We start from the raw sequence: 20,060 nt of genomic DNA on the forward strand, positions 1-20,060 counted from the left end.
TACACCTTTACTACTGCCGATAGCGCCATTTACCATCTGCTGGTTGCTTTTTGTGTTTCGAATTAAGCCAACATTGAGTATTTCATGTATTAACAGTTGACGCTGTGTGCATTGGAGAAGGTACAAGAAATATGAGCAAGGAAAGTTTTAATCACGCTAAATCTGCATTCGAGCTTTCGTTAAAAAGCTGGTGGAGCATTTTAAAGCGTATTTTCACCAGCCTGCAAAAAGACAATATTCCACTCATTTCTGCTGGTGTCGCTTTCTACTGTTTGCTCGCTATATTCCCTCTGCTTGGTGCTACCATTGCCCTGTACGGCTTACTTGTCAGCCCTTCAGAACTGCAAAATCACTTGGCTTTATTGGTAAACGTAGTGCCTCGCGATAGCCGCTACATCATTGAAGAACAGCTTACGAATTTAATTGAAGCGTCGAGTAACACATTGGGGTGGAGTTTTTTCTTCACGCTAGTTTTGTCTTTGTGGAGCAGCAGTAAAGGGGCAAACGCCTTAATTAAAGCGTGTAATATCACCTATAGCGAAGCAGAAGGCCGTAGCTTCTTCAAGGGCATCCTGGCACGCATAACCTGTACGGTATTTATGATCTTTACGGTTATTGTCGCTTTAGCATGTATAAGCATATTGCCAGAGACCATTCATTGGCTAACGTCTCGGAAGCTGAGCACTGAGCAAGCCATGTGGCTAACTTGGCCGCTTATGCTAGGTCTTTTTAATATTGCGCTATCAGCGCTATACCGTTACGCACCGCATCGCCGCGAGGCGCAGTGGCGTTGGGTGACCCCAGGCTCAGTGTTCGCCACTGCATTATGGGTCATCGCATCATACAGTTTTTCTGTATACATCAATGAATTTAGTACCTACAACAAAACCTATGGCTCAGTGGGTGGGATAATTATTTTGTTGATGTGGCTTTATCTCACAGCGTACATCATCCTTATTGGCGCAGAAGTAAATTCAGCAATAGAGCTGCAGACTACAGCCGACAGTACCGTAGGAGATGACAAACCCATGGGTGAAAGGAATGCATTTGTTGCCGATCATACACCAGGCGACGTAAAGCACTAATTACTAATCATCGTGCCCTGCAAAGGGCTAGATTTAACTGTTAAAGAACGGCAAAACGCGCTTGCTACATACCGTTCGAGAACCTTGACCCTCCCCTCTTTTTCGTCTGAGAAAAGTCGATAGCGAAATAGCGCGTCGCTTTCGCCATTATTATTCACCAGTTAGCCACATTTCTTGTTCTTAGTTGGCCCTATTTTGCGCGTTTAATGAAGTGTACCGTCACTACACAGAGCACGTTATTATGTTATTTCCCAAATACCCAAAGCGCGACTACCTCGCTTCCCATCGACCCTATAAACCTTGGTTTAACAAACGCGAACCAACCATTCAGCCTCGTAACCATTGGTTACTCTTTATTGTTTCGGTCCTTTGCTTCTTGCTTGGTGTAATAGCTAGCCCACTAAGTCACGCTGAATCTGGCGAACTACTTATGAAAAACAAAGAAGGTGAAACATCTTCTGCTTTGCTGCATAAAACACATGTTGATCTTCAGGTAAATGGCATGATTGCGCATGTGACGTATACGCAAACCTTCTCTAACAACAGTGATGAGTGGCAAAACGCTGTCTATACCTTTCCTTTAAGTGAAGATGCCGCAATAAATCATATGGAAATGATGATTGGCGAACGCGTCATTCGCGGTGCTATAAAACCAAAGCAAGAAGCAAAAAACCTGTATGAAATAGCGAAAAAAGCAGGAAAGAAGGCCAGTTTAACAGCACAACAAAGGCCCAACCTATTTACACAACGTGTAGCTAATATAGCCCCAAAAGAGCAAATCAAAGTTACGCTCCAATTCATTCAACAAGTAGGCTACGAAAATGGCGAGTTTAGTTTTCATCTGCCTACTACACTGACTCCGCGCTATATTCCTGGTATTCCTATTAGCGACCTACATAATACGGCACTTAAACAACGTGCTCTGGCTGGTAGCGCAAGTGAAAGAAAGGCTACTACAGATGCCCCCATTTCTGGGTGGGGCGTACCTACCGATGAGGTAACTGACGCTGATAAGATCACGCCTCTAATGACTCAGGCACGTGAGAGTTTGCATGCCCATCAACTTTCTTTAAACGCCACACTAAACACGGGTATGCCAGTTGCTTCAATTACCAGTGCTGGCCACCCAGTGCACTGGCAAGCCAAAACGACGGAGGATCACACTTACAGTGTGACGTTTAAAGACGGTGCTGTCACTATGGACAGAGACCTTTGGCTGCGCTGGCAACCTGAAACGGCAGCAGTGCCAACAGCAGCATATTTTAAAGAAAAAGTAGGGGCCGATCACTATGCATTGGTTATGCTTACTCCCCCGCAAGTCAATCCTGATGACCTACAGGATTTTCCCCGTGATGTGACATTTATCATTGATACCTCTGGCTCAATGGGAGGTCGCCCCATTGAAGATGCAAAGTCCGCCCTAGCAATGGCAATAAAAAATTTAGACACAAAAGACAGGTTCAACGTCATCGCGTTTAATTCAAAGTATACCAAGTTGTTCAGTCAACCAATGAATACTAAGCCGCACAATATCAGCACTGCTTTGTCTTTCATCTCTGGCCTTAGCGCTGATGGAGGGACCGAAATGGCTAATGCATTAGATGAAGCATTAAAAAGTAAGCCGCAGAAAAATCATATCAAGCAAATAGTATTTATTACCGATGGTGCCATTGGTAATGAAACGGCGCTTTTTGCATTGATAAAAGCGAAATTGGGAGAGGCAAGACTTTTTACCGTTGGTATAGGTAGCGCGCCCAACAGCTATTTTATGACGCGGGCAGCAAAGTTTGGACGAGGCAGCTACGTGTTTATCGATAGTTCCAATAGTATCCAAAAAGAAATGCAGCGCCTTCTAACAAAACTGGAAACGCCGGTATTGAGTAACCTAACCCTAGCGCTTCCTGAAAATATCGAAAAACGAGGAGACATAGAAATTTACCCCAAACGACTTCCTGACTTGTACGCAGGCGAACCTCTGCTCATTAATATAAAGATACCAAACCTTTATCCGTCCACTACCGAAAGCACTGACAAGGTAAGCCCTGCGGCGTTAAATAACGTTGTGCTAACCGGTACGCTAACTGATAAAAACGGTGAAATACATCAGTGGCAGCGGAGTATTCAAGATAGCGGTGACATAGGAGAAGCAGCGCAGCAATACGGTATCGCAACATCTTGGGCGCGAAAAAAAATAGCGGCACTAATGGACGAAAAAGCGCTAGGCAGAAAGGAAGAAGAGGTAAAGAACGATATTTTGCAAGTAGCGATACCGCACAAACTCTTGTCTGACTATACCAGTTTTGTGGCTGTAGAAGAGGCCTCGTCCAAACCTCAGAACGCCGCCTCATCGTCACAGGCCATAAAGAATATATTGCCCCACGGCATGCAGTTGCGCACTGTAAGTTACCCACAAACATCAACAGGTAAAAACCTGTATCTAGCCATAGGGGCGCTGGCCATTGTGCTACTTCTTATGCTCAATGCTAAACACCTTTTCTTCTTTGTATTAAGTACGTTAAAAGGAACAGGCATTCATGGCTAAGATAAAATTAATTGTCAGTTTACTTCTCATTATGACGATAAGTATTACCTTTGGCCGCGTAGCTTGGATATCGATAAAAGCGGAATTAGCCCAAATACTTATTAAACAGGCGTGGGACGAAACCTTACACACAGGTACACACAGTAAACCTTGGTATTGGGCTGACACGTGGCCGGTTGGGCGAATGATCCATCCCAAAAGCGGTACAGACCTGTATATACTTGAGGGCGCACAGGGAAATGCGTTAGCGTTTGGGCCTGGGAGGCACGTCGATGCAGGTAAATTAGGCAGCAACAGTAGCGTTATCGGTGGACACAAAGATACCCACTTTGCTTTTCTGGCTGATGTAAAAATAGGCGACATGCTTCAGCTGCAAACCCAAGACGGACTCTGGCATCCCTATCGTATTTCAGCAAAACGAGTGGTTAACACAACGCAAAGTGATTTAGCTGTTTCGCTAAACCAGGCTACGCTGTATTTAGTCACGTGCTACCCATTTGATGACATTGCATTGAACAACACTTTAAGACTTGTAGTAGAACTTGAACCGTCCTAAACACGTCATATCAATATTGCGGCGCTAGTACTTATAGCGCCATAGATGAAAGCTAACGGTGCCGTTTTAACAGTTCGTTTTTCTCACTTTGGCTTAAAAACGCGATGGCGAGCGCATTTTCTTGGGCCTTTTGAATATGAGCCGGTGTCAATCCGGCTTGCTTAGCAGCAACGGTAAACTCGTGGTCAAGCTCTACCCCCTGTACCGCTGGGTCGTCGGTATTGATACTCGCTAATATACCGTGATCTAAAAAACGCCGCAGTGGATGTTGGGATAAAGACTGGACAGTGTTAGTTAAGATGTTGCTGGTTAAACAACTTTCAATGCCAATGCGGTTATCACGTAAATAGTCCATTAGCTTTTTGTCGTTTATAGCATGAACACCATGTCCTATACGCGTGGCACCCAACCCCTCAATGGCTTGCCAAATACTCTGGGGGCCACTAGCCTCACCGGCGTGTATCGTTATATGAAGTTCGGCCCGCTTTACTTTCTGAAAATGCTCTACGAACAGGTCGCCAGGGAAGTCTTTTTCATTGCCCGCTAGGTCAACAGCAGTAATACTGTGTTTACAAGCTAAAATTGCCGTTAGTTCATTTAGGCAAGATTGAACGCCAAACGAGCGCGATAGAATGCCGATCAAATTCACTTTTATGTCGTTGTTTTTAGTTGCGCTTTTTACGCCATCTACCACCGCTTCTACTACACCTTGCAGGGGCAAGTTGTGCTTTTCAGCCATAAAAGCAGGACTAAAACGCAGTTCTGCGTAATCTATTCCCTGCCCAATAGCATCTTCGACATTTTCAATAGCAATACGTTTGCAAGCGTCAAGATTGCCGAGAACGCTAACACCCCACGTGAGCTTATCTAAAAATGCAACTAAATCAGGGGCTATTGTTGTTACTTGAGCATAGGGTCTCAACCCGTCTATGGAGTAGTGAGGTAAAGTGATATCAAACTGCTGGCCAAGCTCAAGAATGGTGGACAGACGCACATTACCATCTAAATGACGATGCAAATCAAGCAAAGGAAGGCGTGAGTTCATAGAAAAATACACAGATTAAAGCACAAATCCTATTGTACCACTTTACAAACTCAATCTCGCCTTAAACCAGTGAGCACAGATACTTACTGCGCCACAACATTGTCACATGTCTTGTTTCAACGCTTTAGCAACAGCCAACACTAAATCTGCTGATGGGCGAACTTTGTAATCGGGATTGACATAGTTAAACAAGACTTGCCCTTTGTTATTGAGAATAAAAATGCTGGGCGCTGGCAAGACGCTTTTTCCATTATCATCTTTCGTCAAAGCAATGCCATAGGCTTTATATTTAAGCTCGGTGGCCGCATCTAAATAAAAGCCTACGCCAAATTGGCGAATTGTGTTTAGGTCACTGTCTGACAACAGTGTAACTAGAGCGTGTTGATAAGAATATGTACAACAAAGATCAACACTCTCTAGTTTAAGTCGATTCTTTCTTTAACTTTTTTGTAAAAGCCGAGGTCGTTTTGCTTTAAGTCGTTCTCAATCCAAGATGCGGTTTCTTCAGTAACTTCCACACCTCTATCAAGGACTTTCTGGGCGTAAGTAAAATCGTAACTTAACATACTGGAGTAATCTAAAACTTCTTTGAGCACGTTGACCTCCTCTGAATGAACCACACGGTCTATCGAAAGCAAGTAATCAAAAACATCTCTGTTTTTTGAATTAAACAGAGAGCCTACCAAAGCGTTACTGCCAGAGGAAGAGGTGGCAGCCAAATCTATACCATATGATTCAAGTGTTTGTAACTCTTCAACACTAAGCTTTCCGGACAACATCGAGACATGACTTCCGTTGAAAGAGTACCCCCTGTTTAACACTTCAACCAGCGTGTCAAATGAAGGGTTGCTCATAATTAGTTGCGATATTCCCTGACTGACAGCATGGGGTTTTGACCCGGCGATTTGGTTCAATTCCAGAAAAAAAGCATCCATATCATGTATTTCTACGTCGTCGGGCTCAACATCAAACAAACTAATTTCGGAGAAGCCTTGCTCAATAAGTTTTGTTCTCGTTTCTAAATCAATATCCTCAACGCCGTTACTTTTAAGCCATTGATTTAAATCTCCTAGTGACATTTTCTCTAGATCTTCCAACGTCTTACCAAAAAAAGTACTTTTACCTGTGTCACTAAGTAAAGGTTGTTTTGCTGCTTCATTAACGCTTTCATGGGACGAACCGCTGCCGGGTTTAGCAGTCAGGCCTTCTAATTGCTGTGATTCGCTATTACCACTTGCTTGGTTTAATGCGAATATAGGAAAGTGTTTAATAGTCAAAGCAATACACGCGGCTAATGCCAACACCGAAATTATGCTCGTTATCATTACAATACGTTTTTCGAACACAGGCCTCATCCACGCTAGCAAACTCGGTCTTATTACTGTTATAAAGCTTGTAAGGCATAAAATGATAAACGTAAATTTAAAAGCAGACCAGGTGGTATCCACGCGAATCTGTGAAGGCTGGTCGCCAAAAAAGAAAAAGCTGCCTGTAAACATAAAGAAAGTTATCGAGACACTGAAAAGTAAACTATTCCCTACTGCATAACAGATGTACGATGGGAAACCTGATAAACGTACTTTAAAGAGTTTTTCTATGACCCTTACAAAAAAAGACTCGCTTATTGTTTTGTTGTCTGAAAAAAAAGAATGGATCTTTTCCATTATACATTCCCCCTACCTACAAGTCCTTAATGCTTGCCTAAGTTCGCCGCGAAGCCGACTTTTGGTAAGATTAGCAACCTGACCTAAAGTATATGCACCAGCACTCGCGTAAATTCCAATGACAATATCCTTAACTTACTCCTTTATTTTATCAAGTTTTCTTGGCAATTTGACACGTTTGAATGATACACAATGGTTGTTCATTAATGGCAGTATCGTTATAGATCATCAGGACGAAGCTAACATCAGGTCGCAGGCACAATAAGCCATTGGAAAAAGTCGCGAAGAAAAATTAACGAAAATATATTTGGCTGTTGACAGCGGTGGGTTACCTGTCTATTTCGAATTGTCAGGAGGTCAAGCTCATGATGTCAGTATGGCCAAGCTTTGTTTGAGTCGTCACTTTATTCTGAAGTTGTCATTGCCGACAAAGGCTACGACAGTCAAGCTCTACGGGAGATGGTGAACAGCCGTAATACTAAACATGTCATCCCCAGAAAAGGGAATAGTAAAACAGGAAATGACGATATTGTTTAACAGTCAGCGGTGACGAGCGTTAGCGTGCAGTCAGGGTTGCCAAAAGAATCATACAATATATAGCACCCTTGGTTGGTGGGTGTGCCAGAAGGCGGTACATCGAAACCAATGAGTGTGTGTTGATTGGTAAATCGACGCGCTAAATCATCTGGCAATTCCAGAAAATCAATAAATGAAAGAGAATCGCCAAGCTCCGCTCTGCTTTCTGGACATAAATTTCGCCAATCAACCTCAGCAGCGCCGATGCCGAAATCAATAATAAAGATTGACTGCGCGTTATTACCAGGGTTACTGGCTGAGGGCGCTAGACCATTGATTCTGCCCTTAACTTTTACAAGGTCGATACTGCTTTGCATACTACCTTTAAGTTGTTCTAACGTCGCAAGCTTGGCATCGCGATCTAGTGACAAAAACCTAGGTGCAGCCGTAATTGATAATATTGCAAGAATGACGATAACAATAATCAACTCAATTAAGGTGAAACCACTGTTTCGCATATTATGTCCTTCATACCCATCTAACTACGATTAAGAGAGTAACCAATACACAAAATAAAATCTATATAACTTTTATGCAATATATTGATTTAAATATAAAAGTATTAAAAATGGTGACGAGCATTAAAATCTCATAACAATGATAAAAAGACTTCTTCGCCGTGATTAATAAAAGAAATACGTAATGTACAGTGATAAAATCAAGCACTCGAGACTATTCAGCACTGTTAAATTCAAAGCAATAACTAACTGACAGTAACAACAACTTTTGAGATTAATATGGCGCTTAAAGCAACCATTTTTAAAGCTGACATATCGATAACCGATATGGACCGCAACTATTACAACGATCATAACCTAACTATTGCTCGGCACCCTTCTGAGAATGATGAGCGGATGATGCTTCGTCTTGTCGCTTTTATTGCAAATGCCCACGAGCGTTTACAATTCACAAAAGGCCTATCAGACGATGATGTGCCTGATTTATGGCTAAAGAATTTTAGCGATGAAATAGAACTTTGGGTTGAGCTGGGGCAGCCCTCAGAACAGCGTATAAAGAAGGGCTGTAATCAGAGTCAGGCAATGCAGATTTATGCTTACGCTGACAATAGTTTCGATGTTTGGTGGAGAAAGGAACAAAACAAATTACAGGCACGGAAAAACTTATCTGTATTCACACTTCCAGAGTCGCTCGCCTCTGAACTTGCCAACGCTGTGCAACGTTCAATGCAAATTCAAGTTACCATACAAGACGGTCAGATGTGGCTGACTATTGAAGGTGCCGAAATCACGCAAAGTGTTGAAGTTTCAATAACGAGGCAGCAATAATGAAAAAGCTCTCAGCTGTTCAACTAAAACAACAATCACTCATTTTTAGTGTAGCCGATACCTTAGAAGCACAAGGGCTTGCTGAACTTGAAGGAATGCAGCAGTGCTGGTTTGACGTAGAGTATCATAACTTCCCCGGCTCTTTGTTACTTCGCTTTCAATTTGAGAGTGAAGAGGCGGTGAGTGCTGCGCAACCCGAACTTAAAAAGTGGCAACGACGATTAAGCGCTGCGCTGTTAAAGAAAGGGGTAGTTTTAAAATATATGCGCCGACATCTCACTTTCACCACACTTGGTCCTGAGCAATAGCGCAATCCAATAACACAAACACCAGCCGTCGCTGTAGGTTAAGTCGATATTCGTTTTCTCCTCAAAAATACCAGTATAAAGTCTACTTACAAAACCCTGCCCAAGTAGGCTAGACTGGAATTGCCGAATTATTAAACTGTCGAGTTTAAGGCTAAAACGGGTGACTACACACCGTAAATTAGCACATGTTCGCGCATACCATGTTGATTGGCTCACCAGAGCTACCCAAAGAAAAAGGAGCTTTAAAATGAAAACACAAGCACTCGCATTAGCCCTGTTACTGTCTTTAATGGGTTGTACAGAATCTAATGAGGAAACGAAAAGCGAAGTAAAAAAAGAAATGGAAAAAGCTGGCGAAGCGACATCTGAAGCCTATCAAGAGGCAAAAGAGTCAGCTTCAGACTCCTGGGAAAAAACCAAAGACGCCACTGCTGATGCATACGAGGATGGCAAAGAGATGGCATCTGATGCCTACGAAGAAAGCAAGGAAATGGCAGAAAATGCTTATGAAGACGGCAAAGAAATGGCTTCTGACGCTTACGATGCCAGTGCTGAAAAGGCCAAAGAGCTAAAAGATGCAGCCGCCAAAAAAGCGTATGAAACGTGCGTGAAAATGAAAGAAAAAATGGGCGGTGACGTTAGCGACTGCGACGATTAAGTTAACCGCGCTATAAAAATAGAGAGCGAGCCTTTGGGTTCGCTTTTTTGTTAGCGTTTGATAAAACAGGTGTTTTTAATTAAGGCTATTCACACCCCTCTAAAATCACAGAATCGGACGTTATCGTTAAGGGGGCAACCCTTAATAAGGTATTAATGCCTAAAATATTATTGCCCTTCGGGAGCACAGCGACCTCCACCGGTCCTACTTCACAAGTGTTACCAATTCGAACAGAATTTAACTGATACTGAGATATTTTTACGATCTTTCCGTTCGCCATTCTCGCGGCCGAAGTTCGCGTGGCAAGCAGCTTTTGGTTACGTGTTAAAGCATCGAAGGTGTCTTGATTTAGGGTCAGCAGACTTGAACCCGTATCCAATAAAAATGAAGCATTCACATTCGATTCCAAGGTTGCCTCTAAATAAAGCGTGCCGCCTTTGCTTTGTGAAAGTGGAATACTTTGTTCAATCGCCGACACTGTCGATGCAAAAGCGAGTAATAAAGTTGATAGCGCCAAAGACGGCGCCTTGAATGTTAACTTCACCGCAAGTGTACCTTGTGCCGGTTCTAAATAGGTATTAGTTAACAGCAAGATAAAGACCAAAGGGTAACTAATTGATTTAGCGAGCCATCTTTAAAACTACACGTTGCCGCAGCACCATAACGGTGCAACCACTCATTTACCATGCACTATGATCAACCACCCAATGTCTGTCATGGACCGTTATCGTTCTATTTCTCGCGCTCTTCTTGATTGTTGAAACTTTCTATAAGCAGTTAAGTGATAGCAAATGGCTATCACCAATCGCCATTGTTTAGAACATTTTTGGCCATACAATAGACTAAAGTAGCAAGTCAAAGAGAGGACACAACATGAAATTACGCTATGTATTGGGTTCATTAATTACCGCTGTTTCGCTTGGCTTTTCTGTAAATGCAGCACAGGCAATGTCCGCATCAAGCGATGAAACGGTTGATGTGCAAGTTGTTGATTATTCGGGTAAGCCACCATTTAAACGCAAAATCGTAAGCTTGTCGGTTAACGATGTTGCACAACTAGAGTCAGTAGGACAAGACGCCATCGAGTATGTAGAAGTGAAAGACGTCATTATGCGCGGCAAGCCCCCATATCGTAGAGTGACAAAAATGATGCCGGTTTACGACGTAGCTCAACTTGAAATACTCGAAGAACAAACTGACACACAAAAACGAGGCACACGCCCGCCGTTCAAGCGTCACTGATCGTGGCTTTCAACTCCCGTACAGTTGCACCAAAGCGGTTCACTTTTGCCTGAGTGAATCGCTTTTTTATTGTGCATACATAATCACGTAACCTGTTATTTTGCTCTGTACTACAACATTTGTTTTGCCCGTTTTATTTTTAATAACGCGTCAGAAGCGATAAAGTGATAAAAAACAAATAAGAGACAGTAAATGCAGCCTCACGAACATTCTCCACTCAACGATTTTATTGAATACCCTAAAGAGCAAATGCTAGCTCGCAGCGAAGAATTCTTAAGAACCATGCAGCGTCGCCATAGCATTCGACACTTTAGCGACCGCCCCGTTGATAAAGCAGTAATTGAAAACTGTATCTTAACGGCGGGAAGCGCGCCTAGCGGGGCGAATCATCAACCCTGGCATTTTGCCGCTATTCAATCTAGCGAAGTAAAACAACAAATACGCGAGCAGGCTGAAGCTCATGAGCGTGGTTTTTATAATGGGCGTGCTGGGCAGCAGTGGCTAGATGACCTTAAGCCTTTAGGCACGGATGCCAGTAAACCTTATCTAGAGACCGCGCCTTGGCTTATTGCCGTATTCAGTCAGAAGTTTGGTGAAACGGAAGCAGGGGAAAAAAGCCAAAATTACTATGTGCATGAATCGGTTGGAATAGCAGTAGGAATGCTTATTACCTCACTTCACAACGCAGGCTTGGCTACGCTAACGCATACACCTAAACCGATGAACTTTCTGACCAATGTTTGTCAGCGACCAGACAATGAGCGCGCTTACATGCTCATTATTGCCGGCTATCCGGCGGACAATGCCACCATTCCTGCTCACGCAAAAAACAAAAAATCACTTAATGAGATTGCGAGTTTTTTGTAAATTTAAAAAGCGCGCAGGGCTTGCGCGTATAATGTAAACCGAGTCTCTAAAACAGCATAACTAATAAAAGCTTTGTCATAGACATGAGATACGCAGCACTTATAATGCGCCCTCGTTATTAAGGGCTGCGACCTTTTCTTTACGATTTTCGATCAACCTCGTTTAACAGTCCCTCGGAGCTCGTATCCTCATGTTATCGCGTCACGCATTCTCTCCACAACTTCCTTTTCTGCTGTTAAGTCTATTAACAGGGTTAACCTCGTCATTTGTTACGCCACTGATGAGCTACTTTCTTATTGATGAGATCAATGTTGAGCCCATTTATATAAGTATTTATATGGTGTCCGTTACGCTTTCAGGCTTGGTGATCAGTCAATACCTAGGTCACTTGGCAGACAAAGGTTTTAACGCCAACCGTCTTTACGGGCTAACCATGATTTGCGTGGGTATTGCCATGGTCGCCTTTATCTTTAGCAAACAGTTTTGGCACGTATTTCTTGCTGGCGTCTTATTTATGTCGGTTGGCGCTGGAGCCGTGTCTCAAATGTTGACCGTTTCAGGACTTTGGGCAAAAAATCAAGACATCGACCTAGCCGCATTTAATTCTAAAGTTCGCGCCGCCATCTCTCTCGCTTGGGTGGTAGGCCCACCACTGGCATTTACGTTGGTTGCCAACTTTGGCTTCGCCGCGTCTTTTTCAGTGGCAATTGCCTGTGTGATCATTGCAACGCTATTTGTTGTTAACGTAGTACCGCCTCAAAAAGCCAGTCAACAGTCCCTTAACACTTCGCTGAAAGGCTCACTTTCTCTGCCTTTTTGGCTGGTTGGTTTGGCCATACTTGCCGGAATGGCAGGTAACGTTATGTATTTATCTTCAATGCCTTTGTACGTTATGAATGAACTAGGGCTAGCGGAAAATTTACCAGGGCTAATGATGGGCGTGGTAGCCGCGCTTGAAATACCTACTATGTTGCTAGCAGCCAAATTAGCGCGACGCTTTCCTCCTGCTGGGATTATGGCGGTGGCATTTATTTTCGGCTGTTGCTTTTACGTTGGCGTGTACTTTTCTCAGTCAAGCTGGGAGTTGTTAACGCTTCAAGTATTAAATGCCCTGTTTTACGGTTTATATGCTGGTATTGGGTTAACGTTACTGCAACAACAAGCGCCTGATTTAACAGGGTTCACATCAGCGTTTTATTCAAATGCCACCCGCGTGGGTATGATGCTAGGCACGATTGGCGCGGGCACAGTGGCCCAATTTTTTAGCTTTAGAGATGCCACCATCGGTTCGCTCTGTATTGCCATATTTGGCCTAAACGTGATGTTAGTGTTCATGGTTGTAAAGCACCGTGAAGGTCGCTAGAAATCTAGTTCACTTCGCCTGACACTGCCTACACCAATATAAACGTCGCCCGTTATAGGTTTGGCGTGTTATAGGAGTGGCGCAGACTCTACAAGGCTGCTCTTCCCTGTCGAACACCATAAACCGCGTGCCCTCAAAGTTAATGCCCTTTGCTTCAAGCACTTCGCGTAGTTCTGTGTACACGGTATAACCACCAGTTTCATAGCTGCGTTTGCATATGGCTAACGTGTGATGTGCCAAACTGCGTAGCTGCTCATCATCTAACTGAGAGGGTTTAAGTGAGGGGTGGACACCTGCCGCAAATAGGATTTCGCTGCGAAGGTAATTCCCTAGTCCTGCCATAAAGCGCTGATCTAGGCATAAACCGCTAAGCGCCCGGTTATAGAATGCTTTTGAACGTAGTCGTTCAAAAACAAGCTCTTCTGTCACCGCATCGTTGAGTACATCAGGTCCTACCCGTTGTAAAAAAGGGTGTTCATGAACGGTTTGTGTTGGCCAAATGCTAATGTCTGACGCACTATACAAAATAGCGCTGTGTGTTTCGGTATGAAGCCCAACTCTCAACTGACGCGTTGTATCAGGAATTTCGTTGCGTTTACAGGTATGCCACACGCCATATAGTTGATTGTGTGAGTACATGGAGTACCCGTTACTAAAGTGGGTTATCAGCGCTTTACCTCGCGTTTCCATTCGCAATACACTTTCTCCCTCTAATTGCTCTGCATAGGGCATTAAAGGTGCAAGACCAAATTCCACTTTATCAAGTGGAATGTCTTTTATTACTGCTTCTACTTTGTCTGCAGCACGACGAATTTCAGGACCTTCTGGCATAGACTCTTCATAACCTTGTAGCTTGATTAACGCGGCTTAGTTTTTAACGAAATGCTTACCGCAAAAAGGGCCCGTTGCCCTTTAACGTATATTAAAACCGAAGTTTTTACGTTAAAGATCAACGGGCCCTTTCACCTATATAAGTAAGATTCAGGCACTAAGCGGCTGAATATGCGCGTTAATCGCCTTTGTTAGGCACTATCAGGTACTTAGTGCCCGTTTTCTTAGCGTTATATAAGGCAACATTTTCGGGCTGAAGTGCTTCTTTAAGGCTTAATGTTTTGCTGTAAGATGAAGCAAACGTGGTATTTATTTCCGATGCAACTTTTTGATAAAGCTCGCCTACACGCTTTTTATCCAGCTTGCCTAAGAAACGCATTAATAACCAGCCACCAATACTCCACGTCATACCATATGCACGGTTTAAAATAGTCGGCGAGAAGTCTAAGCCGCCGTAGATATACACTTGTTTATTGCTGTCAGAACCGTAGGTGTTGAAGCCTTTTGCATCTTTACTGCCCGACGCTTCCATCATGGTAAGAATGTCACTCACTAATTCACCGCCACCAATAGCATCGAACGCAAGTGTAGCGCCAGTGCTGTCGATAGCCTGATACAGTTCCGCTTTAAAGTTTTCGCTGCTTGAATCAAGCACAATTTTCGCGCCAATGCCTTTAAGAAGGTCCACCTGCGCTTGACTACGCACAATATTCACAAGTTCTACGCCCTGCTCTAAACAAATTTTGTTTAGCATTTGCCCAAGGTTAGATGCCGCTGCGGTGTGCACCAAGGCTTTATGCCCTTCCATACGCATGGTTTCAACCATACCAAGCGCTGTAAGTGGGTTAACAAACGAAGATGCCGCTTGCTCAGGTGTTGTACTGTCCATATGTGGCAGACAAGCCTGCATAGGAACGCAAGCATATTCGGTATAGGCTGCACCAGTTAAAATAGATACGGTTTTACCCATTAACGCTTGTGCTTCTGGGCTGTCTCCTGCGGCAACAACGGTACCTGCGCCTTCATTTCCAATCGGTAGAGTTTGATCTAGCCTTGACTTGATGCGGCTTAACAATGGCTTGTGCACGGGAGCAACTAATGCATTTTGCTCTGCATCAAACGTTGCTTTATCAAGACTTGCCGGACCAAACATAGGCCACATGTCTGAAGGGTTTATCGGCGATGCCTCCATGCGAACGATGACTTCATGTGGCTTTGGTTCAGGAACATCTACCTCTTTTAGCGATACCTGAAGCTCACCGTCTGACGTAATTAGCGTAAATAGTTGTTTAGATTTATTCATATTGACTCTTGTGCCCTAAAGATTAAACGCTCTATGTATCCTTAAGCTAACACGCCGTCACTATCAGTAATATTTATATTTCGAATACATATGCGTTTCGATGGTTTATACACCCGATTATTTAGATGAGTTACACTCAAAAGCGTGTATCGACTTGTAATAGCGAGTAAAAAATGAAAAAACAGTGTATCTATCTTCTTCTAGGGCTTATTGGAATGAGCAATGTGGCGTTTGGTAAAGCTGCACCTTTGGTCTCAATTCCTACCCACGACGCGTTTTTTAATTCTATAAAAGCGCATTGTGGCAAAGCGTTTCAGGGGAAGGTGAGTAAAGATAATGTAGGTAATACTTTCGGTGATGCAGAGCTTGTAATGCATATACGAAAGTGCTCAGATTCAGAAATTCAGATACCTTTCCATGTAGGTGACGACGCATCCCGCACCTGGATATTAACAAAGACTGGCGCTGGTCTTATGTTAAAACACGACCACAGAAACAAAGACGGCAGCTTCCACTTTTCAACCATGTACGGCGGGCACACTGTAGATCAAGGATACGCCCAAGTTCAGTCTTTCCCCGCAGACGCCTATTCAAAAGCATTATTTATAGAATCTGGGATTGCAGCATCCACCGATAACGTGTGGCAAATGATGATTTACCCACACCGCTTTAGCTATCGATTAATTCGCCCTGCGCGCGAAGTACAGGTTGATTTCGATCTAGATAACACAATCCCGGTTCCCAATACGCCCTGGGGCTACACCGATTGATTGAGGCAGAAACTGGACTTGGGTATCGTTGTATTTATTACTTATACACCCTATAACAATTTTTAAATTGCATAATGTATATTGTTCCCACATACAACTAGATAGCGTCAGCTAGACGTTAACCATCAACTACTTGGAAAAAAAATGCCCTCTGCCCCCAATGTTTTACAGAAAGTTTTTGGCTTTTCAGCGTTTCGCAAAGGTCAAAAAGAAGTGGTCGAATCTCTGCTGGATGGGCATTCGACAATGGCTATATTTCCAACAGGCTCGGGGAAGTCGTTATGCTACCAGTTTGTTGCTACTCAATTACCGCACTTGACCTTGGTGGTATCACCTCTACTGGCGCTGATGAAAGATCAGCTGGCGTTTTTGCATTCTAAAGGCATAGCCGCAGCCAGCATTGACTCAACCTTAACAGCAGAGCAAAACAGGCAAGTAATAAACGACGTGCGATCTGGTCAGTGTAAAATTCTTATGGTTTCAGTGGAGCGCTTTAAAAACGAACGTTTCAGGCAGTTAATTGAGTCGGTTCCTGTAAGTATGTTGGTTATAGATGAAGCCCACTGCATATCTGAATGGGGACACAACTTCCGCCCGGACTACCTGAAACTTCCTGCATACCAACAAACGCTTAACATACCTTTAGTGTTATTACTTACTGCTACCGCCACTAAAAAAGTAAAAGATGATATGGCACGTCGCTTTGACATTGATCTCCGCCACATTGTTCAAACGGGGTTTTACCGGTCGAATCTTCATTTAAACGTGCGCCCTGTAATTGAATCACAGAAAAAATCGGTATTGCTCGATGAAGTCAAACGTCAAAACGGTGCAGGTATTGTGTATGTTACACTTCAACAAAGCGCAGAGAGCATTGCGCAGTACTTACAGCAAAAGGGAATAAATGCCAAGGCCTTTCATGCTGGGCTAGATAGTGATATCAAGCAGCATGTTCAAAAAGACTTCATGGATAACCGCATTCAAGTGGTTGTTGCTACCATTGCTTTTGGCATGGGCATTGATAAATCTGATATTCGCTTTGTCATTCATTATGACTTGCCAAAGTCTGTTGAAAATTACAGTCAAGAAATTGGAAGAAGTGGGCGGGACGGTAATACAGCATACTGTACGGTATTGGCAAATTTAGATGGTTTAGTCACCATAGAAAATTTTATTTACGGCGATACGCCTGAAAAGAGTGCTATTGACTGCGTAATAAAAGACATTGGTTCCCAAGCTGCTACACAAACACGTAGCAATCAAGACATGACTGGCCTACCCAACAACAAAAGCGAAAACGTTTATCAATGGGAAACGCAGATTAATAAATTGTCGAGTGCGAGCAATATTCGACAGCTACCACTTAAGACATTACTTGTTCAGCTAGAACTAGCCAATATTATTCACCCTTTGTACGCCTATTTTGCAGAGTATAAATTCCGATTTATCACCGACAAGGCGTCTATTCTGGCACTTTTTTCACAAGAGCGAGCTCAGTTTTTAGAAACGGTGTTTACGCTCTCGAACATTAAAAAAGTATGGGGTGTGGTAGATTTCGACAGTATTTATGAACAATACGGCGCTGAACGCACCAGAGTTGTCGCGGCGCTGGAGTACTTACACGAAAATAAGCATATTGAATTGGCCTCTCGCTTAATTACTGACGTGTACCAAGTTAATGGTAACTTGCTGCAGTCCTCTGATTTATCAGAAAGAATGGCTGCTTACTTTGCTGACAACGAGCGCAAAGAGATAGAACGGATTGCCTCGCTTATCAAATTTTTCGAGTCAAATACTTGTTTAAGTTTTAACTTATCTGCTTACTTTGATGATACGCAAGCGCCACAGGAATGTGGACATTGCAGCGTATGCATGAACAATCTTGCCAAACTGAGCTATTCAGCGCCCGTTTCAATGCCTGACACACAACAAGTGTTACGCGCAATAACAGCATTACAAACGCATTTGCGCGATAAATATAATGGACCTATTACCATTAGCACTTATTGTCGATTTCTCACCGCCATGACCATGCCGATGTTTACGCGTTATAAAATAAGGCAAGTGGCAGGTTTTGGGTGCTGTGAGCACTGTCGCTATGCAGAAGTAAAAGCACTGGTAACGTCGCTGTTGCCGCAATCTGCTGCTTAACAATGCCGTGTCACGTTCGTCACAGTCGTCACAATATGCATTTACCCTCTACACTCACAATCTGCGCCTGCGAGAGAACGAGAGCGTTAAAGAGTAAAACCTCTTGTTGTTAACGAATACTGTCAATTTGTTTGAGCATGCTGCCAAACGCTCGGCTGCCCACTTTTTGTATCTGCTTATCGAAATAGTATGTTCCTAAAATAGGCACCGGAATATGGCCAATAGAGCGCCATGTAACGTGTGTTTTGCCATCCACATCCTTAAGCGTAATTTCTCCTAACTGGTGGTCGTATGGCAACGGCGTTGCCTTTATCACTTTGTAACCCAAGCAATACGGCGGGTCATACTTTACAATTTCTTCATGTAAATTCGAGTTACCTGCGATAATTTCACGAACCGCTCCCACACCGTTTGATTGAGCCGTCCCCTCTTTAAGCAAGGTAGCTTTATCGACGGCTTTAAACTGACCGTAATTAGCGTGATCGCTCAGTACGGAAAAAACCGTTTCTATTGGCTTATCAATGGTGCGTTCAACGTGAATAGAAAACATGGAAAATACCTTACGTTTTATCTTTGTGGCTTCGAGTGCGTGCTGATTCTTTTGGTACGTTTTTTCAGTAAAGCGTAATGCACACCGAGGCCACAATAATATTGTTGGTTTTTTAACACAGAATTAGTTAATAAATACACCGTGTAAAACCCATAGTAAATACTGAATTTCTAATTTATAGTATTGACTGAAATATGGACGACTAGTGGTGAAGGATAGAATGGAAACTGCCCAGAAAGGATCGCTTATCATCGTTGGCACAGGGATCAGTGTTGCAGGTCAAATGACCCTATTAGCCAAAAGCTATATCGAAAACGCCGATATTGTATTCATGGGCATTATGAACAAAGTCGGCGAACACGCAGTACAGACGCTAAACCCCAATACACACACACTTGATGACCTTTATAAAGAAGGTAAATCACGTGCCGTTACCTACGCGGAAATGGCCGACAGAATTGTTCAAGCAGTTATCGATGGCAATAGAGTATGCGCAGCGTTTTATGGACACCCAGGTGTATTTGTATCGCCCTCGCATGAAGCACTAAAAAGGGTGAAGCGTCTTGGATTTGAAGCAAAAATGCTTCCTGGCGTATCAGCAGAAGATTGCCTGATTGCAGATCTTGGAATAGACCCTTCTAAATTTGGATGCCAGTCGTACGAAGCGACTCAGTTTCTTTTTCGAGATTACCGTATAGACCCATACATGACCCAGATCATCTGGCAGATAGGCTTAGTTGGAGAAGCAACGCTTAGCGTATTAAATGCGTCTCACGCTGCACCAGGACTTGCTATGCTAGCTGCTATCTTGCGAGAAAATTATCCAAAAGAACACGAACTCATCCTATACGAAGCTGCAACACTTCCCTTATGTGAACCTAAAATCCAGAAGTTTCCACTCAGTGAGCTAGAGAGTATACAACCTAGTCTCATCTCAACACTCGTCGTGCCAGCGCTAGGTTTGCCTGAATACCGCCACGACCGTTTGACGAAACTGGGCTTAACGCAACAGCAAGTCACGCAATACAGAAGCACAAGCCAAAACAGGAGATAATAATGGCAAAGTCAATAATAGATTTTTTGGTCGCCTTAGACACTGATAGTAAATTGCTAGAAAGCTATAAAAAAGATCCTGTTGGCACCGCTCAATCATATGGCTTAGCGGAAAAAGACATTCAGCTTATTAAAGAACAAAACTGGGATGAGCTATCTCGTCGTTATGATGACACAGGCAGAGCCATTCGCATCATTCATTACTAGTTA

22 protein-coding genes are annotated in these 20,060 nt (G+C 43.3%); 14 read left to right on the forward strand and 8 right to left on the reverse strand.

Annotated elements, in window-relative coordinates:
* Nucleotides 1-131: 131 nt before the first annotated feature.
* The 3 genes from BK026_RS08950 to BK026_RS08960 all read left to right on the forward strand — a co-directional run bounded on the left by BK026_RS08950 (nt 132) and on the right by BK026_RS08960 (nt 4,183).
* On the forward strand, nt 132-1,085 hold the full coding sequence (locus tag BK026_RS08950) for a YihY/virulence factor BrkB family protein (RefSeq protein WP_071815556.1): 954 nt from the start codon (nt 132-134) through the stop codon (nt 1,083-1,085).
* Between the two features lie 241 nt (nt 1,086-1,326).
* Complete coding sequence (locus BK026_RS08955; RefSeq protein WP_071815557.1) at nt 1,327-3,627, forward strand: marine proteobacterial sortase target protein; 2,301 nt, start codon at nt 1,327-1,329, stop codon at nt 3,625-3,627.
* Nucleotides 3,620-4,183 carry a class GN sortase gene (locus BK026_RS08960; RefSeq protein ID WP_071815558.1) on the forward strand — a complete coding sequence of 188 codons (564 nt, stop codon included), beginning with the start codon at nt 3,620-3,622 and terminating at the stop codon, nt 4,181-4,183. The genes BK026_RS08955 and BK026_RS08960 overlap by 8 nt, the downstream gene beginning before the upstream one ends.
* 52 nt (nt 4,184-4,235) lie before the next feature.
* Here the strand turns inward: BK026_RS08960 and add are convergent, their stop codons facing one another.
* From add to BK026_RS08975, 3 genes are all read right to left on the reverse strand, one after another.
* Nucleotides 4,236-5,228 (reverse strand): adenosine deaminase, encoded by a 993-nt coding sequence (gene add / locus BK026_RS08965; protein ID WP_071815559.1) that lies wholly within the window; start codon nt 5,226-5,228, stop codon nt 4,236-4,238.
* Between the two features lie 102 nt (nt 5,229-5,330).
* Nucleotides 5,331-5,591 (reverse strand): hypothetical protein, encoded by a 261-nt coding sequence (locus BK026_RS08970; RefSeq protein WP_256253742.1) that lies wholly within the window; start codon nt 5,589-5,591, stop codon nt 5,331-5,333.
* 53 nt (nt 5,592-5,644) lie between these two features.
* Nucleotides 5,645-6,553 carry a hypothetical protein gene (locus BK026_RS08975; RefSeq protein ID WP_143142105.1) on the reverse strand — a complete coding sequence of 303 codons (909 nt, stop codon included), beginning with the start codon at nt 6,551-6,553 and terminating at the stop codon, nt 5,645-5,647.
* Nucleotides 6,554-7,279: 726 nt separating this feature from the next.
* On the opposite strand from BK026_RS08975, the gene BK026_RS19955 reads away from it, so the two are divergent.
* Complete coding sequence (locus BK026_RS19955) at nt 7,280-7,429, forward strand: transposase (protein WP_143142106.1); 150 nt, start codon at nt 7,280-7,282, stop codon at nt 7,427-7,429.
* Here the strand turns inward: BK026_RS19955 and BK026_RS08985 are convergent.
* Nucleotides 7,426-7,926 carry a prepilin-type N-terminal cleavage/methylation domain-containing protein gene (locus BK026_RS08985; RefSeq protein ID WP_071815561.1) on the reverse strand — a complete coding sequence of 167 codons (501 nt, stop codon included), beginning with the start codon at nt 7,924-7,926 and terminating at the stop codon, nt 7,426-7,428. The genes BK026_RS19955 and BK026_RS08985 overlap by 4 nt on opposite strands.
* A gap of 279 nt (nt 7,927-8,205) precedes the next feature.
* Between BK026_RS08985 and BK026_RS08990 the strand changes: the two genes are divergently transcribed.
* The 3 genes from BK026_RS08990 (at nt 8,206) to BK026_RS09000 (ending at nt 9,720) form a co-directional block, all read left to right on the forward strand.
* Nucleotides 8,206-8,754 carry a YaeQ family protein gene (locus BK026_RS08990; RefSeq protein WP_071815562.1) on the forward strand — a complete coding sequence of 183 codons (549 nt, stop codon included), beginning with the start codon at nt 8,206-8,208 and terminating at the stop codon, nt 8,752-8,754.
* Nucleotides 8,754-9,062, forward strand: a complete 309-nt coding sequence (locus BK026_RS08995) for a hypothetical protein (RefSeq protein WP_071815563.1) — start codon at nt 8,754-8,756, stop codon at nt 9,060-9,062. The genes BK026_RS08990 and BK026_RS08995 overlap by 1 nt, the downstream gene beginning before the upstream one ends.
* Nucleotides 9,063-9,309: 247 nt before the next feature.
* Nucleotides 9,310-9,720, forward strand: a complete 411-nt coding sequence (locus tag BK026_RS09000) for a hypothetical protein (protein ID WP_071815564.1) — start codon at nt 9,310-9,312, stop codon at nt 9,718-9,720.
* A gap of 85 nt (nt 9,721-9,805) precedes the next feature.
* On the opposite strand, the gene BK026_RS09005 is transcribed toward BK026_RS09000, so the two are convergent.
* On the reverse strand, nt 9,806-10,264 hold the full coding sequence (locus tag BK026_RS09005) for a TIGR02281 family clan AA aspartic protease (RefSeq protein WP_071817574.1): 459 nt from the start codon (nt 10,262-10,264) through the stop codon (nt 9,806-9,808).
* A 329-nt stretch (nt 10,265-10,593) separates the two neighbouring features.
* On the opposite strand from BK026_RS09005, the gene BK026_RS09010 reads away from it, so the two are divergent.
* From BK026_RS09010 to BK026_RS09020, 3 genes are all read left to right on the forward strand, one after another.
* A complete protein-coding gene (locus tag BK026_RS09010) occupies nt 10,594-10,962 on the forward strand; it encodes a hypothetical protein (protein ID WP_071815565.1) in 369 nt (122 codons plus the stop codon).
* 192 nt (nt 10,963-11,154) lie between these two features.
* Nucleotides 11,155-11,829: a nitroreductase family protein gene (locus tag BK026_RS09015; RefSeq protein WP_071815566.1), complete on the forward strand. Its 675-nt coding sequence runs from the start codon at nt 11,155-11,157 to the stop codon at nt 11,827-11,829.
* A 190-nt stretch (nt 11,830-12,019) separates the two neighbouring features.
* Nucleotides 12,020-13,192 (forward strand): sugar efflux transporter, encoded by a 1,173-nt coding sequence (locus tag BK026_RS09020; RefSeq protein WP_071815567.1) that lies wholly within the window; start codon nt 12,020-12,022, stop codon nt 13,190-13,192.
* A gap of 9 nt (nt 13,193-13,201) precedes the next feature.
* On the opposite strand, the gene nei is transcribed toward BK026_RS09020, so the two are convergent.
* Together nei and BK026_RS09030 are read right to left on the reverse strand one after the other, a co-directional pair.
* Entirely contained in the window at nt 13,202-14,023 is an 822-nt protein-coding gene (gene nei / locus BK026_RS09025) for an endonuclease VIII (RefSeq protein ID WP_071815568.1), read from the reverse strand.
* 178 nt (nt 14,024-14,201) lie between these two features.
* Complete coding sequence (locus BK026_RS09030) at nt 14,202-15,326, reverse strand: zinc-binding dehydrogenase (RefSeq protein ID WP_071815569.1); 1,125 nt, start codon at nt 15,324-15,326, stop codon at nt 14,202-14,204.
* 173 nt (nt 15,327-15,499) lie between these two features.
* Here BK026_RS09030 and BK026_RS09035 point away from each other — a divergent pair, with 173 nt between their 5' ends.
* Together BK026_RS09035 and BK026_RS09040 are read left to right on the forward strand one after the other, a co-directional pair.
* Nucleotides 15,500-16,096, forward strand: a complete 597-nt coding sequence (locus tag BK026_RS09035; RefSeq protein ID WP_071815570.1) for a hypothetical protein — start codon at nt 15,500-15,502, stop codon at nt 16,094-16,096.
* 144 nt (nt 16,097-16,240) lie between these two features.
* The gene (locus BK026_RS09040) at nt 16,241-18,247 is read left to right on the forward strand and encodes an ATP-dependent DNA helicase RecQ (protein ID WP_071815571.1); all 2,007 of its coding nucleotides are present in this window, start codon (nt 16,241-16,243) and stop codon (nt 18,245-18,247) included.
* A gap of 109 nt (nt 18,248-18,356) precedes the next feature.
* On the opposite strand, the gene BK026_RS09045 is transcribed toward BK026_RS09040, so the two are convergent.
* Nucleotides 18,357-18,797 (reverse strand): SRPBCC family protein, encoded by a 441-nt coding sequence (locus tag BK026_RS09045; RefSeq protein ID WP_071815572.1) that lies wholly within the window; start codon nt 18,795-18,797, stop codon nt 18,357-18,359.
* 220 nt (nt 18,798-19,017) lie between these two features.
* On the opposite strand from BK026_RS09045, the gene BK026_RS09050 reads away from it, so the two are divergent.
* Both BK026_RS09050 and BK026_RS09055 read left to right on the forward strand, forming a co-directional pair.
* On the forward strand, nt 19,018-19,851 hold the full coding sequence (locus BK026_RS09050; RefSeq protein WP_071815573.1) for an SAM-dependent methyltransferase: 834 nt from the start codon (nt 19,018-19,020) through the stop codon (nt 19,849-19,851).
* A 2-nt stretch (nt 19,852-19,853) separates the two neighbouring features.
* A complete protein-coding gene (locus BK026_RS09055) occupies nt 19,854-20,057 on the forward strand; it encodes a hypothetical protein (protein ID WP_071815574.1) in 204 nt (67 codons plus the stop codon).
* Nucleotides 20,058-20,060: the final 3 nt, after the last annotated feature.

This window comes from Alteromonas sp. V450 (genome assembly GCF_001885075.1).
Lineage (GTDB): Bacteria > Pseudomonadota > Gammaproteobacteria > Enterobacterales > Alteromonadaceae > Alteromonas.

Coding starts and splice junctions, on each gene's coding strand:
- BK026_RS08950 (WP_071815556.1), top strand. CDS start 132: ATGAGCAAGGAAAGTTTTAATCACGCTAAATCTGCATTCGAGCTTTCG.
- BK026_RS08955 (WP_071815557.1), top strand. CDS start 1,327: ATGTTATTTCCCAAATACCCAAAGCGCGACTACCTCGCTTCCCATCGA.
- BK026_RS08960 (WP_071815558.1), top strand. CDS start 3,620: ATGGCTAAGATAAAATTAATTGTCAGTTTACTTCTCATTATGACGATA.
- add (WP_071815559.1), bottom strand. CDS start 5,228: ATGAACTCACGCCTTCCTTTGCTTGATTTGCATCGTCATTTAGATGGT.
- BK026_RS08975 (WP_143142105.1), bottom strand. CDS start 6,553: ATGATAACGAGCATAATTTCGGTGTTGGCATTAGCCGCGTGTATTGCT.
- BK026_RS08985 (WP_071815561.1), bottom strand. CDS start 7,926: ATGCGAAACAGTGGTTTCACCTTAATTGAGTTGATTATTGTTATCGTC.
- BK026_RS08990 (WP_071815562.1), top strand. CDS start 8,206: ATGGCGCTTAAAGCAACCATTTTTAAAGCTGACATATCGATAACCGAT.
- BK026_RS08995 (WP_071815563.1), top strand. CDS start 8,754: ATGAAAAAGCTCTCAGCTGTTCAACTAAAACAACAATCACTCATTTTT.
- BK026_RS09000 (WP_071815564.1), top strand. CDS start 9,310: ATGAAAACACAAGCACTCGCATTAGCCCTGTTACTGTCTTTAATGGGT.
- BK026_RS09010 (WP_071815565.1), top strand. CDS start 10,594: ATGAAATTACGCTATGTATTGGGTTCATTAATTACCGCTGTTTCGCTT.
- BK026_RS09015 (WP_071815566.1), top strand. CDS start 11,155: ATGCAGCCTCACGAACATTCTCCACTCAACGATTTTATTGAATACCCT.
- BK026_RS09020 (WP_071815567.1), top strand. CDS start 12,020: ATGTTATCGCGTCACGCATTCTCTCCACAACTTCCTTTTCTGCTGTTA.
- nei (WP_071815568.1), bottom strand. CDS start 14,023: ATGCCAGAAGGTCCTGAAATTCGTCGTGCTGCAGACAAAGTAGAAGCA.
- BK026_RS09030 (WP_071815569.1), bottom strand. CDS start 15,326: ATGAATAAATCTAAACAACTATTTACGCTAATTACGTCAGACGGTGAG.
- BK026_RS09035 (WP_071815570.1), top strand. CDS start 15,500: ATGAAAAAACAGTGTATCTATCTTCTTCTAGGGCTTATTGGAATGAGC.
- BK026_RS09040 (WP_071815571.1), top strand. CDS start 16,241: ATGCCCTCTGCCCCCAATGTTTTACAGAAAGTTTTTGGCTTTTCAGCG.
- BK026_RS09045 (WP_071815572.1), bottom strand. CDS start 18,797: ATGTTTTCTATTCACGTTGAACGCACCATTGATAAGCCAATAGAAACG.
- BK026_RS09050 (WP_071815573.1), top strand. CDS start 19,018: ATGGAAACTGCCCAGAAAGGATCGCTTATCATCGTTGGCACAGGGATC.
- BK026_RS09055 (WP_071815574.1), top strand. CDS start 19,854: ATGGCAAAGTCAATAATAGATTTTTTGGTCGCCTTAGACACTGATAGT.